We start from the raw sequence: 15,888 nt of genomic DNA, 5'->3' as shown, positions 1-15,888 counted from the left end.
GCGGCGGGACTAAACTTGTCGCGGCGGCACCCAATCGTTGCGCGCGGCAATGGGAAGACTGCGCGGAAACGCAAACCCCACCGGCAAAGTCTGCCGGTGGGGTGCTTTCAAAACCGCGGTGAAATCGCCTTAAAGGAATTGCAGGTGCAGGTTCAGCGCAATCCCGATCAGGATCAATCCGCTGACCCAAGCCATGCCTTCACGCATGGCCCTTTGGCGATTGATAACCCGCGTCATGGTCCCGCCCATATAGGCCACCACCAGATCAGACGGAATTGCAGTCAGCGGGACCAGCGCTCCTAGGACCAACAGTTGAAGCGTCACATTCTGCATGGCACTTTGGGGATCGCCCGCACTGATGAAGGGCGGCAAGAACAGCGCGAAAAAGAGAACCGTCTTGGGGTTCAGCACTTCAACAACGACGCCCTGCCAGATGATCGATCCTAGCGATTTTTTCCGCACCTCTTCCACGTTCAGCGTGACCTGCGCGTCAGCACGGGCGCTGCGGATCATGCCATATCCCAACCAGATCAGATAGGCCGAGCCCACATAGCGCAGGCCAGTCACTAACCAATCGGCTTGTTGGAATACCGCCGCCAACCCCAAGGCCGAGGCAATCGCCAGAATGATCCCGCCCAGACAAAGACCAAGGGCCGAAGCCAGCCCCGCCGCACGGCTTTGCCCTACAGTACGAGAAAGCACATACAGCATCGACGGACCGGGAGTCGCACTTAGAGCCAATCCGGCCAGCGCCACCGCAATCATCGCATCCAAACTTGGCATATGTTAACTTGAGCTCCTGTTCATTCTTTTTTCAAACGGGTTCTCGACGCTCTGGCTTTTGTCACCAGACGCGACCGCGCCCTGCTTTCTGAGATAGGGAAAATCCCGTATCAACATCCGCTCCAAATGGTCCCCTGCCCTGAAGGGCTCGTATCCCGACGGTCTATCCGCATTTACCAATTCGGGGAAAGGCTGGATTACCGTGCTGTGGTTCGCCGCCACGAAATAGGGCATCGAGAACCGCTCGGGGCTACGGTTCGTCACCCGATGGGGGGTCGAGCGTAGCAGCCCGTTCGTCCAAGCCTCCATCATGTCTCCGATGTTCACCACATAGACCCGATGGTCGACGGGAACATCGATCCAGCGATCCTCGGCGGTCATGACCTGAAGACCCGCGTTTCGTGTGTGAAGCAGCGTCAGACACTCGTAATCCGTATGGGCGCCCATGTTCACCGACTTGGTATCCACCTGATCGTTGCGGCGCACATAGTGCAGCAAGCGTAGCTGCGAAATCGGCTTGGTCATGTGATCGGTCATGGATCCCGGCGGCAGGCCCAGATGCAGTTCCAGCACCGTACTCACCAACCGCCCCAGAGCCGATATCTGCCTGTAGTACTCGGCTACCGTCTCTTTGAACCCCAGCACGTCAGGCCAGACGTTCGGCCCCAACAGCCTGTTGCCCGCCAGATAATCCGGATCGTCATGGGGCAGATCAACACCCATATCGAAAGCCTCGTAGCTGCGGTTCACCTCATCAGGGTAGTCCCCTTTTTCGGTGAACGGCACATAGCCACGGTGGTTCGAGCTTAGCCCGATGTAATAGGCGCGTTTATACGCGTCAGGCATGGCAAAGAACCGCTCGGCCATACGGTAGGTTCTTTCGACCAATGACAGGTCAATCCCGTGTCCGATGAGCCTGAAAAAGCCGATTTCACGCGCGGCTAATCCGATTTCGTCAGCGATCTGCATCAGCTTGCGTCTATCCGCAGTTCTGATCCCGCTTATGTCGATTAAAGGCAGACCTTCTTCGTTCCCCGAACCGTCAGTCCGCTGGTTTGCAATCAACGTTTCCACTCGCGACCGCACCTCCCTGTATTGAATTTGGTCACTTATTCCGTGGCGATAGGGATAGCTGGGAAATAAAGATCAAAGGTTGACCCGAACGAGACGGCGCTATGCACCGCGACCGTGCCGCCGGACTGGCGCATCACGCCAAGCACCATCGACAGGCCTAGACCGGTCCCCTCGCCCACGGTTTTGGTCGTGAAGAAAGGATCGAAAATCTGTTCGAGAAGTTCAGGCGCGATGCCGCGCCCCTCATCGGTAATACTTAACCGCACATAGCGCCCTGGCGTCAGGTCTGACGGGAAATTCGGCGCCTCGGCCAACGTATGGAAGACATTTTCCGTCGTGATCTTCAGCACGCCGTCGGTGTCCATTGCCTCGACCCCGTTCAGGGTCAAAGCCAGTAGCATATTTTCCAAAGCGGTTGGGTCGACCGAAACCGGCCAGATATCCTTTGCCAGAACCTTGACAACACCCCGCGACAAGGTCGCATCGCATTCTTCGCAGAAGGCGATCACCTTCGCGTTCAGATCGACGGTTTGCTGCACAAGGCGCGTTCTTTGCGCGAAAGCCAGCATATCGCGGATCAACTGAGCCCCCCGCTCGGACGCCGTTTTCGCATCCTGTAGCGTTTCCTGAGACCCGACTTCGGGCGAGTCCAATTCCAGCAACTCGATATTGCCCGCGATCACGGTCAAAAGGTTGTTGAACTCATGGGCGAATTTACCCGCAAGGCGGCCGATCGCATCTTGCTTTCGCGCCTCGAACAGCTTGGCTTCCAGCGCCTTGCGGTTCTCGGTTTCGCGGGTCAGCTGGGTATGGGCCACCACCAGATCTTCGTACCGCCGCTGCGAGCGGCCGGTTTCCGCCAGCAACTCCAGCTTGGCGCTGGTCATTGCGGCAACGGTGCTGAGTATCTCAAGCTCTGCATCACCGAAGAACCCGATTTCCGGATGTTCGCTATCGATGACACCCGCAATCCGGCCGCCACAAATCAAGGGCACGCAGATCTCGGATCGTGCAGGCTGGGTGTCCGGAATGTAGTTCAGATCGCTTAAGAGATCATCCACGATGACCGGCTTACGGGTCTGCGCCACCTGTCCGGTGATGCCGCGCCCGAAGGGAATGACCAGCGGATTGATAATATTGCGCCCGAAGGGGTTCTTTTCCCCCCAAGCGGCGGCTTGGGTCAGGTCGGTCTGCGCATCATTTGCCTGATAGATCACGCAATCGACGAAGCCTAATTTCCCGACCACGTTCTGGGCAACGTACCAGAACAGATCCTCGACACAGGGAATGGACATAAGATCCACCGCGAAGGTGTTCAAAGTCCGAAGCATCTGCGCTTCGCTCGCCCGATTTCTCTGGCGAAGGCTTGTTGGCACAGATTGAAGCATTCTCTGACATCCTGGAACTGGTTAGCACACTCAACCCTGATGTTATTCTCGCTTAGGTTTACTTTTCAAGCATTTCTCACACAGGTTAACCTTAGCGGGCATGCTGAGGGTGTCATTTCAACCCGATCTGAGACGCAAAGTGATAGGTTTGCAAGTGCGCAACAAAGCAAAAATCAGGGCAACCAATTTGCGCGACCCATATGACAACCTACAGATGGATACCGCTTAATTCTTTGTAAGATATAAAATTTTTTTTGTTCAGTCGACAAGCGATAGGCCTCTTGGCACCCCGTTTTTGTGTTTTTCCAGACGCTGGACGAGAAATCAGGACGAGGTGAACGCCGCTTTACATTGTGACCGCGAATCCTGCACCGTCACGGAACCCCAAAACTCTAGGGATGAGCTTCAATAACTTAACTCAGACCACAGATACCTCGACGCTGAGGTGCGACCCCGACTTGCCAAACCCCTATACATCACACCGGTCTTTGATCATTCTAAACCCGCTTGGCCTCGCAAAATCTCCAGCCGGTTCGCGGGCGCGTCTGGAGCAAAGAAATCGGGAATGGTTCTAGCGGTTCTGCGCGGCCTGCTGAGAAACGCAACATGCCACTCCGTTAGCCTTTCCTCTTTGCGATGAATGTACTGCCCCTGCTCGGGCTCATCGATGTATTCGCGCTGAAGAACTAGTGCCAAGGGGACTTTGACGCCTTCGTTCTCTTCTGAAAAACAAAGCGCGTCTTTTTTGGTGTCAATTACATAGTAGTAGTCGCTACCGTCTTCGAGGTCCTCAGCACCCAAGCGCGGAAAACACCAGACGCGATACTCCAGAACTTCGTCCCAAACATAGCCACCACCCGCCTTTACCACAGCTGGGTAGGCCCCAACTCTTTCCGGGTCCTGAGCATCGGGATAGGTGTGTCCTTGATCCATATGGGCTGCCTGCATCTGACATTTTACATGCAAGCTAACAAAATCAATCTCTTAAACAAACCCCAAGGCGCGAAGCATCATCTCCATCAGCCCGACCAAGCCTAACTATGGAGCAAAGCCCCCCATTGTTGTGACGTCACAACGGAGAGATACCATTCACGTTCAGGAAAACCGAGTAAAGCGAAGTCGTTCCGGCGATGAAAAGCCGGTTCAGCTTTGCCCCGCCAAAGCATAGATTTCCGACGAACTCTGGTATCCTGACCTTGCCGATCAACTCGCCCGCTGGATTCAGGCAGTGAACACCATCGGCAGCCGAGGTCCAGATCCGGCCGTCACGGTCCAGTCGAAAGCCATCAAAGAAACCTGCCGTGCAGTCAGCAAAGACCTCGCCACCCGAAAGGCTACGCCCGTCATCACCAACCGCAAAGCGGCGTATATGGGCCGGACCATCCACCTGATGGGTGCCACCAGTATCCGCGATGTAAAGCGTTCTCTCATCCGCTGAAAACGCCAACCCATTAGGCTTGACGAAATCCGTCGCCACCGCCGAGACCTCTCTGCTAATGGGGTCGATACGATAGACATGGCAGGCACCGATCTGGCTTTCCGCCCGCTCGCCCTCATAATCCATCATGATCCCATAGCTGGGATCGGTGAACCAGATCGAGCCGTCGGATTTCACCACCACATCATTGGGCGAATTCAACCGCTTACCCTGCCATTCATCGGCCAACACAGTGATAGAGCCATCATGTTCCGTACGGGTGACGCGGCGGGTCAGATGCTCGCAACTGACAAGGCGTCCCTGCCGATCAACGGTATTGCCATTGGCATTCATTGAAGGCTGCCGGAACACCGAGACCGAACCGTCAGTCTCGTCAAACCGCATCAGCCGGTTGTTCGGGATGTCCGACCACAGCAGATAGCGTCCTGCGGCAAACCATACCGGCCCCTCGGACCAGCGTGCGCCCGTCCAGAGGCGCTCGACGCGGGCGTGACCAATCAGGCATTCCCCGAATTCAGGGGCGATCACCTCAAAGCCGGTACCTTCCAGCACTCCGAACATCGTCATCTTTCCTTGTTTTCAGGCCCCACGCCCCAGCGCGACATGCCCGCGTTCAGGCGATTGCACGCAAGAAGAACAAAGGGAATTGGAAGGAACAGTACCCCGTCCCTTCCAAGCCGGTCTTACTTACCCCAAAGCGCGGAATAGGCGTCGCGATAAGGGCTATCGGGGTCAAACGTGTTGCTATCCCCAAGTTTGGCCAACCCTTCCTGAGTGACCAGCGCGGGGGTCGTCACATAGCCAGAGCAAGCCTCGCCAGAGATGGCACGGTTCAACTCGTCCACCAGCTGCCAGCCCTGTAGGTTCAGCGGCTCGGCCACAGTAATTGCCTGATAGTTGCCTGTGCGGATGCGCTGGAATGCAGCCTCTGAGCCATCCCCTGCCGACCCCGCCTTGGGTGCATCAGCACTTGGCACACCGACCGACGCCAGAGCCGGTCCCATAAAGTCAAAATACAGGTCGTTGATGGCCAAGGCGTGGGTCCATTTCGCCCCGTATTTCTGTAGCAGTCCGGTGGTCAGCGGCCCCATGCGCGACGAGGTTTCCGCAATCGGAGTATCGACATATTCCAGCACCGTGCCACCATTGGCCTCAATCGTGGCTTTGATCTGGTCTGCTTTATCGATGGCGATCTGGTAGGTGGAATCCGTAAAGATCACCACGCCCACATCTTTGCCGCCATCGTTGATGGCCCACTCGGCGGCCACGTCGGACACAGCCATTGCATCGGTGGAAACGTTGGCGAAGATTCCGCCGGGGGCGTCACAGCCGATCTTGGGGCCACTGTGCCAAGCGACCATCGGGATGCCCGCCTTGACGACCTCTTCCAAGGCCGCCTGCTGTTCTACCGCATCGAAGCCATTGATGATGATCCCGTCGGGTTTCAGCGCCATCGCCTGTCCGATCGCACCGGTCCGGCCCTGGATCGAGCCAGCGCCGTCCAGCACCCGCATCTCCCAGCCAATCTTGCCAACGGCTTCCTCCACGCCGTTGGTCACCCCCAGAATTCCGCCGTTCTTTAGATCGCCCGCCACAACGACGATCGACTTGCCTTCGGCGGCCTTCGGGCCGGTACTAGGCCCATCAAAGGCCGTTTCGGCCAAGACAGGAGATGTGATCGCTGCCATCAAGGCAATCGTCGACATCGAACTGATAAATCTATGCATGGGCAAACTCTCCTCCCAGAGACTCTTCGTTATTTTTTGGCGCCCTTGCGCCGTTGGGCGTATCCCGCGATGCCGATTGCGATCAGCAAGGTGACGCCGTTGAACATCGGCTCGACCCAGAAGGACCCGCCGAATTGCTGAATGCCGGAAATGCCGACCGCCAGAATGGTCACGCCGATGATGGTGCCCCAGACATTGACCCGACCGGGTTTGATCGTTGTCGAGCCAAGAAAGGCACCGACCAGCGCCGGTAGCAGGAACTCCAACCCGACCGAGGCCTGACCAATGCGCAGCTTTGAGGCCAGCAGCACGCCAGCAAAGGCGGTGATAAAGCCCGAGGACATGAAGGCACCGATCACGAACTTGCGGGTCGGGATACCGTTCAACTGTGCTGCGCGTTGGTTGGCGCCAATAGCGTAGAGGTATCGACCGATGGGCGTGAACTCGAGCACGAGCCACATCACAAGCGTGATTGCCAAGACATAGAAGCCGGTAATCGGAAGGCCGAAGATGAAGGTGCCGTTGACCGCATAGAAACTGTCAGGCAGCGCCCCGACCATCTGACGCCCGCCGGTATGCCATAGGGCAAGCGCGTAAAGGACGGTGCCGGTGCCAAGTGTCGCGATGAAACTGTCGATTTTGGCGACTTCCACCAGCATCCCGTTCAGAAAGCCCGTGAACAACCCAAGAGCCAGCACAATAAAGATCGCGACGGGCCAAGGCAGACCAAGCATCGTCTGCAACGAGATCGCCAGAATGTGCCAGAGCACAATGCCATATCCCACAGTCAGGTCGATGCGTCCCGCTGCCATCGGGATCATCGCGCCCAGTGACAACAGTGCGATAATTGCCTTGTCCGAGATGATCGCCCGCAGGTTCAACATCGTCGGAAAGGTCGTGGGCAGCAGGAAAGAGAAGACGCCGATCAACAACGCGGTCAAGATCACCAAGCCATAAACCGGCAACAGACGCAGTACGCGGGTCTTTGTATCGGCATTCCGCAGCTCGGCCCGCGTTGGTTCGAGGGCATTGGACTCAAGCGACTGCATGGCTGGCTCCTTGCGACGCAACCGCATTCGAGGCGGAAGCTGTCTGGATTAGATTTTCGGTACTTAGCGCGGGGCCGGAAAGCTCTCCGACGATGCGGCCCTGACTGAAGACGATTGCGCGGTGACAAATCAGCGAGACTTCTTCGAAATCGGTCGAGACAACGATAATCCCGACCCCTGCTGCCATGGCCTTGTTGAGAAGGGCGTAAATCTCGGCCTTGGCGCCGACATCCACGCCAGCTGTCGGGTCCTCGCAGATCAGCAGTTTCCGGCCGCTTGCAAGCCAGCGCCCGATCACCACCTTCTGCTGGTTGCCGCCTGACAGGCTTTCGATCGCCATAGACTGGTCATTGGGCGAAAGCGCGACTTCGGCGCCGATCTTTTCGGCCATCCGTGTCTCTTCCTGCGGGCTCAGGAAGGAAAGCAGCCTGCGCCCAACGGCTGCGGGATTGAGGTACGTATTCTCGCGAATGGTCAGGGACATGGCGACGGACTCTTCGGTCCTGTCACGGGCCACAAGGCCAATACCCGATTTCAGCGCTGCCTCAGGAGACGTCAAATCCGGCAACTGATCTTCAAGACGGATTTCACCCGTAAATGATGTGGCCCCGAACAGTGCGCGCGACACCGCTTCGTGCCCCGCCCCGCGCAGGCCGACTAGCCCCACGATCTCATTACGATGCAATGAAAAATCGACAGGGCCCGCGCCGGAAACATGCAACCCAGAAACCGTCAGCAATGCAGGCCCCGCCTCAGTCGCAGGCTTCATCACCTGACGCGTCTTGCGCCCGACAATCATATAGACCAGCTCTTCCGGTGAGGTATGGTCAATGTCTCGCATCCCCACCAATTCGCCGTCGCGCAGAACGGCCACGCGGTCGGCGATGCGGAATATCTCGTCCAGACGATGCGAGACATAGATCATCCCTACGCCCTGTTCTTTCAGCGGGCGCAAGGCCTCGAACAGGCGTTCAACCTCATCGGCAGGCAAAGAGGCCGTAGGTTCATCCAGCACCAGAAAGTCACATTCGACAGCCAGCGCACGGGCAATCGCGACCAGAGATTTCTCGGTCCGTGAAAGGTCCTGCACGCGGGTGGTCGGATCGATATCGCAGCGCACTTTCGCCAATGCACGGGCGGCAAAATTTTCAACCTCGCCCCAGCGGATCAGCCCGCCTTTACGGGCATAGCCCAAGGCCAGCGCGATATTTTCGGCAACGGTCATCCATTCGATCATCCCAAGATCCTGATGGATGAACGCGACAGACTGCCGTTCGCCAAAGCCTCCAGGGCGGTGTTCATAGGGCTGGCCGTCAATCAGCACTTGCCCTTCATCAGGGCGATGAATGCCGCCCAGAATTTTAATCAATGTAGACTTGCCTGCGCCATTCTCTCCGAGCAGAGCGACAACTTCTCCACGTTCGATATTGAGAGAGACATTCCGCAGTGCGTATGTGCCGCCGAAATGCTTATTTATCCCGTTAAAAAACAGGTTTCTTCTTGCCTCCGCAAGCATCTCGATCCTCCTCCAGGATGCTTGTACGGATAGCTCGATGCTCCTCAACATCGCCTTGAGTTACCCGTAACGTAAGGGTATCATTATTTCAAAACGACGGTCCGTCAATACAAATAAGTTACCCGTAACGTAGGTGTTGGACCTTAGAGCAGGCAACTGGAAAAGTGAACAAGAACAGCAAGGTAAGCCTCGCAGAGGTCGCAGCGGCAGCGGGGGTCTCAAAGATGACCGCCTCGCGCGTGCTGCGCGAAGAAGGTGGCTACTCCGAGCAAACCCGCGAAAAGGTCATGGCCGAGGTCGAGCGATTGGGCTACGTGCCGAATCGACTGGCGACGGTGTTCGCAGGCGACACCAGTTCCACCTTTGTGGGCGTCTCGATCCCGGGCCTCGGCAACGAGATTTTCACACAGGTTCTGGAAGGCATCGACCGCAAGCTTGGTGCCTATCAGCATCAGACAATGCTTGGCATGAACGAGCATTCTCTTGAGCAAGAAGAGCGCTGGATCGAAACAGTACTGTCGTGGAAACCTGCGGGGCTGATCGTGACGGGACGCGCCCATAGTCCGAAGGCAGTTCACATGATGCGCGGCGCGGGCATTCCGGTGGTCGAGATCTGGGACTACAATTCCAGCCCTATCGATATGTGCGTCGGCCTTGATCATTTCGACAGCGGATATGCGATGGGGCGACACCTTGCAGAACGCGGTTACCAGCGTTTCGGCTATGTGGGCACCTTTCACCAAACCGCCAATGCCGCCGCCGCACGGCTTTCAGGCTATCGACAAGCCATCGAGGATGCCGGCGGCACGCTGGTGCAGCCGGTGCTACTACGCGACGTGCCGGGTTTCTATCCGGGCCACTACGGCACAGAGCAATTGTTGGCGGCGCATCGCGGGGTCGAGGTGATCTATTACCAGAATGACAACCTTGCCGTCGGTGGTATCCACTACTGCCAGAAGATCGGGATGCGCATCCCCGAAGACATCGGCATTGCAGGATGGGGCGACATGCCCGTTGCTGCGATCCAACCGGTCCGACTGACCTCGACGGCGGTGCCAAATTTGCGGATCGGGCAACTGGCCGCCGAGATGGTCCTGTCACGCATTCAAGGCCGTGTGGTCGAGAAGAACCGCGATGTTGGGCACGTCCTGATCCCCGGCGCGACTGTCTTCTGAACTGCGTCCAATCCTAGCCACATCTAGAAGGACGGAATCAGCGGCATCAACACAGCTCGGCCGTATGCGGCGCTTGGGCAAAACACCGGTGAAAGCCCATTTTTCAGGCGACATGATCAGTCGGCAAAATTTGCCGCTCCGCATACCCTGTCCGAAAAATGGGGACGCGCTCAATTGGGGCGATCAGCGGATAAACTGGTCAACATAGTCCGCGCCAAGTCCCACGGCTTCATAGTGCTTGCGACACATCTCGATCTTGGTGAACACGTCCTCGAACCCCATCGTCTTACCCCACGGGTCCACATAGAGCATGACCCCGTTGACCTGAAAAAACGTAATCATCTCATCAACATCATCGGGAACAACAAGGGTATGGGTCTCGCCGGGCGGCTCATAGACATAGCCGCCCTCTTTCGCTTCCCAGTCGTGTTCCAGATAATGCCAGCGGCCCTTCAGCACGAACCCATGCACCGGTTGCGGATGGCGGTGACGGGACAAAACGCCCGATTTTCGCACCCGCAGAAGGTTCATCCAATACCCCTGCGAGGCGTTGAGGCAGAGCGGACGGAAGGCGACATTCTCTGCCTGAGGCACCCAAATACGCTCATCAGTGGCGATAGCTTCCGGCACGACGATTTCATCCATCGCGTCTGGCGGAAACGGCAGTTGATAGGGCATCCGTGGATCGTCGTCTTTTCCTTGAACGGGCATGATGGATTTCCTTCTTGAAATTACATTGCAGCGTATCCGCCATCGACGGGATAGACCGCGCCGGTGACGAAAGAGGCTTGTTCTGAAAGCAGCCAAGCGACCAGCGCGCCAACCTCGGCGGGCGCACCCCAGCGTCCCAGTGGCGTGCGGCCAAGTATCGGCTCAGCGCGTGCTGGGTCGTCTTGCAGGGCTTGTGTCATCTCGGTCGCGATCCAACCGGGGGCAACGGCATTGACGCGGATACCTTGCGCGGCCCATTTGCCCGCAAGCGCCTTGGTCAACTGTGCCACGCCGCCCTTGGAGGCCGAATAGGCAGGTACCAGCGGGCCGCCGAAAAAGCTAAGCATCGACGCTGTATTCACAATCACCCCGCCCGATTGGGTCAATAGCGGCAGTGCCGCCAGACAGCAGCGCATCGTGCCGGTCAGGTTGACATCGATCACCCGCTCAAAGGTTTCGATGTCGTATTCTGCGCCACGCGCCAGCACGCCCGCGCAGTTCACCAATCCGTCCAGCCGTGTCAGGCCACTGAAGAAAGCCGAGACCGCCGCCATATCCCGCACATCAAGGACCGCGCAGTGATCCGCTGGGTGGTTGGCCGCATGCGCGGCAACCTCTGCCTCTGACACGCCAGTTGCCCTGATCTGCCAGCCCGCCCCGCGCAGGACCGAGGCAACCCCCGCCCCGATCCCACGGGTCCCGCCAATAATGACAACTTCTTTCACGATCTCTCCTCCGACAGGAATGCCTCAACCTCGGGCCGGCACGGCATCGGTGCCACGGCCCCATAACCCAAGGTCGACAAAGCCGCCGCCGCATTGGCGTATCGCGCGGCCTCAAATGGGGTGTCCCCCGCGGCGACCCGCGCAAGGAATGCCCCGTCAAAGGTATCGCCAGCCGCCGTCGCATCTACTGCCTTAACCATACGCCCCTGAACACGCGCACGTTCATCAAGTGTCGCAACGAGCGTGCCTTCGGCCCCCAGTGTCAGCGCCACGACCGAGGCACCGAGACGCAGGTAAAAATCGACGATGGCATCAGGTTCAGTAAGCCCCGTAAGCAACTGTGCATCCTCGAGGCCCGGCAGCGCAATATCGCATTGCGCCATGGCGGCATGGGTCACGGCCCGCGCGCGCTCTATCGGCCAGAGCTTGAGCCGCAGATTGGTATCATAGGACACCTTGCCGCCCGCCGCGCGGGTCAGTCTGATCGCCTCGAATACGGCATCGGCGGCGCAATCTGAAATGGCCTGACTGATGCCCGAGACGTGCAGGATTTTACACTGTTGCAACGCATCGACGGGCAAATCCTGCGGCCCCATCCGGCTGCTGGCCGATCCAGCTCGGAAATAGCTGAATTCGTGGCCGTCCGCGCCGTGGGTAACAAAGTAGATGCCCGTGTGGACCGTGGCCACCTGCTTGACCGTTGAGGTATCAATACCCTCGGCCCGCCACAGGTCCATGAAGGAATTTCCGAAAGTATCCGCACCCAGATGGGTCACATAACCGACCGACGCCCCCTGACGGGCTGCGGCGATCGCACAATTCGACGTGTCCCCCCCGTGTCCGGGCAGGTAGTTGCCGTCGGGCTGTTGGTTGAACTCCAGCATCGGTTCGCCAAGGCAGAGAATGTCGGGGGTCATGATCTTCTTTCGTTTCGGTATGTGGAAGAATGGGCCACCCCGATTGGGGATGGCCCGCAAATGTTCACTCGGTGGTGTAGCTCTGGCCCACGCCGGGCACTTTCCAGATACGGAAATTGGGGATCGCGGGGTTCTCGAAATCCATGTCCCCATCTACCCAGACATGCAGATGGTTGGACACAACATAGAGCGCCCCGTCAGGGCCCCATGCCAGTGTGTCCGGCCAGTTCATCTCGGGGTGATGGACGAACCGAGACACTTCGCGCGTGCTTTCGTCAAACTTCATCACCCCATCCAGCGAGAGCGCGGTCATGTAGATGTTGCCCGCATTGTCAGCGGTCATCCCGTCCGTGTTCGAGGGCAGAACGGCGGCCACATCGACCGCGTTCTCGATCACAGTTTCATTGGTGTCGAAGGCACGCAGCAGCTCGGTCGGCAGGCTGTAAAGGTGGTTGCCCGTCAGGTTGGTCCAGTAGAGGGTCTCTTTATCACCCGACAGGGCGATCCCGTCGGCACCCGTCCGCATCCCGCCGCCTTTCAGAACGGGGCGGTCGTCAATGTTGAAAAAGAAGTTCGGCTCATCATTGGTGAACCGGCTCTGCCCCAGAATACGGCGCACGGTGTTGGTGTTGCTATCATAGACAATCAGACCACCGTGCAACGGATCGCAGAAAATGCCGCTGTCTGCGATGTAAGCAAATCCCGTGTCGTTATCGACGGCAATGTCATTGAGGAACGAGCATTTGGCGTCCGCTTCCTCACCCGTGAACTCGTAGCGTTGCAGTTCCTTGTTGGCCTTGATGTCCCACAGGACCAGCTTTGCATCACCCCCAGCATTCGGCGCGCCCGCCACATGCCCCTGATCCAATATCCACATCACGTCATTGCGGTCGATTTCGAAGCCCAAAACCGCCTTGAGGCCCGCTGCATTTGCGATGTCGTTCATCGCCTCGCTCGGGAATGCCTCCAGCGCAAACCCGCCCGAGGCATCGGGGACCAGTTTGGACAAGGTCGCAGGTATCTCTTTTCCGCCCCAGCGGGCAGTGGAGACATAGATGTTGCCCGCGCTGTCGACCTTGGCCCCTTGGATCAGCGCCTTGCCGTAGATCTCGCTGCCCTCCCAAGCAGACTTGATCGTCTCATCCTTGACAGAATTGAACCGCCCCGACTTTGCCGGAGGGTATTTTGTTCAACGACTAGGCGACCATATCGAGTGACTTCAGGTTTGCATAGAATGCTTCCTCTGCTTCAGCGGGCGGAATGTATCCGATGGGTCCCAGCAATCGGCGGCTGTTATACCACTCGACCCATTTGAGCGTTTCCCATTCGACGTCACGGACCGATTTCCATGGTCCGATCTGATTGATCACCTCTGTTTTGAAGAGACCGATCACGCATTCGGCGAGTGCGTTATCGTAGGCATCACCAACGCTTCCGACAGACAAATCAATGTCTGTATCCGCCAATCGCTCCGTATACTTGATAGACAGATATTGCGAGCCGCGGTCCGAATGGTGAACCAAGCTTTTGTTATCTGGTGTTTTTCTTTGCCAGATCGCTTGCTCGAGTGCGTCGAGAACGAACTGGGTCTTCATAGAAGTGGATGCACGCCAGCCAACAATCCGCCGCGCAAAGACGTCGATGACGAAGGCCACGTACACAGTGCCCGACCACGTAGACACATAGGTAAAGTCCGACACCCAAAGCTGGTTGGGACAGTCCGCGAAGAACTGGCGGTTGACCTTATCGTCAGGGCAAGCGTGCGATGTGTCAGGATTGGTCGTGACGACTTTCTTCCCCCGGACCACACCCCTGACCCCCAACACTTTCATCAACCTCTCGACAGTACAGCGAGCAACGTCTTCGCTGTCGCGCCGCAAAACATGCCAGATCTTTCGCGCGCCAAAGAGCTTGCGGTTCTCCTCCCAAATTGCCTCGATCTTGAGGCACAAGGACGCGTCAGCCTTTGCCCGAGCCGAGGCCCGGGACGGATCACGTAAAACAGCACGCCGCTCATAGTATGTGGACGGAGCAATCTGCAGCATTTTGCACATCGGCTCGACCCCGTAAAATCCACGATGTTCTGCAATAAAAGCAATCACTTGCGAAATGGGCGGTCGAGTATCTGTCTTGGTCAAGGGCGATCAGGCAGCCAATCTCGCTTTTCGCGCAGCAAGGTGTTCGCAAGGATAATCATACGCCGCATGATGGCGGTAATGGCGACTTTCTTGGCTTTGCCGGCCTTTAGTAGCTGCTGATATTTGTCGTGAAGATCTCGGTTGAAGCGGATGGCGACAAGCGCGGGCATATAGATCGCGCGCCGAATTGATGATCGTCCCCCAGTGATCCGTTCTTTGCCCTGCCACTTTCCAGATTGCTGCGTCATTGGTGCCAATCCGGCCAATGCAGTGATTTTCTTGCCTTCAAGATGCCCAAGCTCTGGCATGTCGATCAGCATAGTGGTCGCGGTCAGCCGACCGATCCCCGGGATGGTCATCAGGCGGCGGATACGCTCTTCAAGGGTACCTCGCTGCTTGGCGATCTGGGCAATAACCGCGTCAATTGCCTGGATATCGGCGCCGATGTCGTCAATACGACGACTAAGTTGTTCACGCACGAGCGGGTTCAGTGCGGTCGCAAGCCGGGTCTTCGCAGTCACCTGATCTTTGACCAAAGCGCGGCGGGCAGTCAGCAACTCTCTGAGATCATGAACATCTTCGCCTTCGACGACTTGAGGCATCAGGTCAAGTACAACGCCCATGCGCGCCAGCATTCTGGCATCTACGCTGTCTGTCTTTGCCAATCGCCCGATGGCCTGCGCAAAGCGTCGTGCCTGTTTTGGATTGACCTTGATGAAAGGCAACTCTGCCAAGCTCAGATGCCGTTCAAGCCCGCGGTGATAGGCACCGTCAAGCCCATGGTTTGACCTTCGAAGACGATAAGGACGTCTTCCTCTTTTCCCAGCCAGTCGCACAATTGCCTGAAGCCGTCAGGCGTATTGGGTAAACAGCGTGCTTCTGTCCGAGAATGCCAGAACGCGTCGAGACGGTCTTTCGACACATCTATTCCGATGGTATCCTTCGCCATCTTTTCTTCCTACCTATGCTTGTCGTTCGGGCCCGCAGCCCACGTATCTGTTCAGGTCGTTAGAAAAGACGGGGGCTCGTCAAACTCGACCGCGGTCCTACAAGACCAAGCTCCGCACGACGCCACCCCCGCCGCTGCCTCGCAAGTTGCGGTGCCGGGCAGCGGCTCCTTTTTGCCTCAGGAGCCAAGAATTCCATAAGACAAGCTCCGCCAGGGCGAAATACGCTGAGGCCTTCTTAAGGATCTCGTTGGCTTGACGCAGCTCGCGGATCTCTCGTTCTAGTTCTTTGATCCGAGC

15 protein-coding genes, 1 pseudogene and 1 other annotated feature are annotated in these 15,888 nt (G+C 57.5%); of the genes and pseudogenes, 1 reads left to right on the top strand and 15 read right to left on the bottom strand.

What is annotated here, in order from left to right; genetic code table 11:
• Nucleotides 1–129 precede the first annotated feature (129 nt).
• The 8 genes from CLV74_RS19025 to CLV74_RS18990 all read right to left on the bottom strand — a co-directional run bounded on the left by CLV74_RS19025 (nucleotide 130) and on the right by CLV74_RS18990 (nucleotide 8,975).
• On the bottom strand, nucleotides 130–783 hold the full coding sequence (locus CLV74_RS19025; protein WP_106267971.1) for a LysE family translocator: 654 nt from the start codon (nucleotides 781–783) through the stop codon (nucleotides 130–132).
• A gap of 3 nt (nucleotides 784–786) precedes the next feature.
• Complete coding sequence (locus CLV74_RS19020) at nucleotides 787–1,857, bottom strand: isopenicillin N synthase family dioxygenase (protein WP_281260671.1); 1,071 nt, start codon at nucleotides 1,855–1,857, stop codon at nucleotides 787–789.
• Between the two features lie 35 nt (nucleotides 1,858–1,892).
• Nucleotides 1,893–3,152, bottom strand: coding sequence for a sensor histidine kinase (locus CLV74_RS19015; protein WP_170108111.1), 1,260 nt, complete (start codon nucleotides 3,150–3,152; stop codon nucleotides 1,893–1,895).
• 585 nt (nucleotides 3,153–3,737) lie between these two features.
• Nucleotides 3,738–4,178: a GCN5 family acetyltransferase gene (locus CLV74_RS19010; protein WP_106267966.1), complete on the bottom strand. Its 441-nt coding sequence runs from the start codon at nucleotides 4,176–4,178 to the stop codon at nucleotides 3,738–3,740.
• 136 nt (nucleotides 4,179–4,314) lie between these two features.
• Complete coding sequence (locus tag CLV74_RS19005) at nucleotides 4,315–5,244, bottom strand: SMP-30/gluconolactonase/LRE family protein (protein ID WP_106267964.1); 930 nt, start codon at nucleotides 5,242–5,244, stop codon at nucleotides 4,315–4,317.
• Nucleotides 5,245–5,366: 122 nt separating this feature from the next.
• Complete coding sequence (locus tag CLV74_RS19000) at nucleotides 5,367–6,410, bottom strand: substrate-binding domain-containing protein (protein WP_106267962.1); 1,044 nt, start codon at nucleotides 6,408–6,410, stop codon at nucleotides 5,367–5,369.
• 29 nt (nucleotides 6,411–6,439) lie between these two features.
• A complete protein-coding gene (locus CLV74_RS18995) occupies nucleotides 6,440–7,459 on the bottom strand; it encodes an ABC transporter permease (RefSeq protein ID WP_106267960.1) in 1,020 nt (339 codons plus the stop codon).
• Nucleotides 7,446–8,975 (bottom strand): sugar ABC transporter ATP-binding protein, encoded by a 1,530-nt coding sequence (locus CLV74_RS18990; protein WP_106267958.1) that lies wholly within the window; start codon nucleotides 8,973–8,975, stop codon nucleotides 7,446–7,448. Before CLV74_RS18990 ends, CLV74_RS18995 begins: the two co-directional genes overlap by 14 nt.
• A 164-nt stretch (nucleotides 8,976–9,139) precedes the next feature.
• On the opposite strand from CLV74_RS18990, the gene CLV74_RS18985 reads away from it, so the two are divergent.
• Nucleotides 9,140–10,150, top strand: coding sequence for a LacI family DNA-binding transcriptional regulator (locus CLV74_RS18985; RefSeq protein ID WP_281260670.1), 1,011 nt, complete (start codon nucleotides 9,140–9,142; stop codon nucleotides 10,148–10,150).
• Nucleotides 10,151–10,333: 183 nt separating this feature from the next.
• Here the strand turns inward: CLV74_RS18985 and CLV74_RS18980 are convergent, their stop codons facing one another.
• The 7 genes and pseudogenes from CLV74_RS18980 to CLV74_RS22915 form a co-directional block, all read right to left on the bottom strand.
• Nucleotides 10,334–10,861: a 2,4'-dihydroxyacetophenone dioxygenase family protein gene (locus tag CLV74_RS18980; protein ID WP_106267956.1), complete on the bottom strand. Its 528-nt coding sequence runs from the start codon at nucleotides 10,859–10,861 to the stop codon at nucleotides 10,334–10,336.
• A gap of 20 nt (nucleotides 10,862–10,881) precedes the next feature.
• On the bottom strand, nucleotides 10,882–11,586 hold the full coding sequence (locus tag CLV74_RS18975; RefSeq protein ID WP_106267954.1) for an SDR family NAD(P)-dependent oxidoreductase: 705 nt from the start codon (nucleotides 11,584–11,586) through the stop codon (nucleotides 10,882–10,884).
• On the bottom strand, nucleotides 11,583–12,503 hold the full coding sequence (locus CLV74_RS18970) for a sugar kinase (protein WP_106267952.1): 921 nt from the start codon (nucleotides 12,501–12,503) through the stop codon (nucleotides 11,583–11,585). Before CLV74_RS18970 ends, CLV74_RS18975 begins: the two co-directional genes overlap by 4 nt.
• A gap of 64 nt (nucleotides 12,504–12,567) precedes the next feature.
• Nucleotides 12,568–13,512 carry an L-dopachrome tautomerase-related protein gene (locus tag CLV74_RS18965; protein WP_211299085.1) on the bottom strand — a complete coding sequence of 315 codons (945 nt, stop codon included), beginning with the start codon at nucleotides 13,510–13,512 and terminating at the stop codon, nucleotides 12,568–12,570.
• 187 nt (nucleotides 13,513–13,699) lie between these two features.
• A pseudogene (locus CLV74_RS18960) lies at nucleotides 13,700–14,623 on the bottom strand (IS3 family transposase); the annotation flags it as partial.
• Nucleotides 14,531–14,646: a sequence feature (AL1L pseudoknot), on the bottom strand. (Overlaps the previous pseudogene by 93 nt.)
• Entirely contained in the window at nucleotides 14,638–15,375 is a 738-nt protein-coding gene (locus CLV74_RS18955; protein WP_245888613.1) for an IS110 family RNA-guided transposase, read from the bottom strand. Its footprint overlaps the feature before it by 9 nt.
• Nucleotides 15,376–15,377: 2 nt before the next feature.
• On the bottom strand, nucleotides 15,378–15,590 hold the full coding sequence (locus CLV74_RS22915; protein ID WP_170108110.1) for a hypothetical protein: 213 nt from the start codon (nucleotides 15,588–15,590) through the stop codon (nucleotides 15,378–15,380).
• Nucleotides 15,591–15,888: the final 298 nt, after the last annotated feature.

The organism is Donghicola tyrosinivorans, assembly GCF_003003355.1.
Classification (GTDB): Bacteria; Pseudomonadota; Alphaproteobacteria; order Rhodobacterales; family Rhodobacteraceae; genus Donghicola; species Donghicola tyrosinivorans.
The sequence above is the reverse complement of the archived record's forward strand: the minus strand, read 5'-3'. Positions and strand labels throughout refer to the sequence as shown.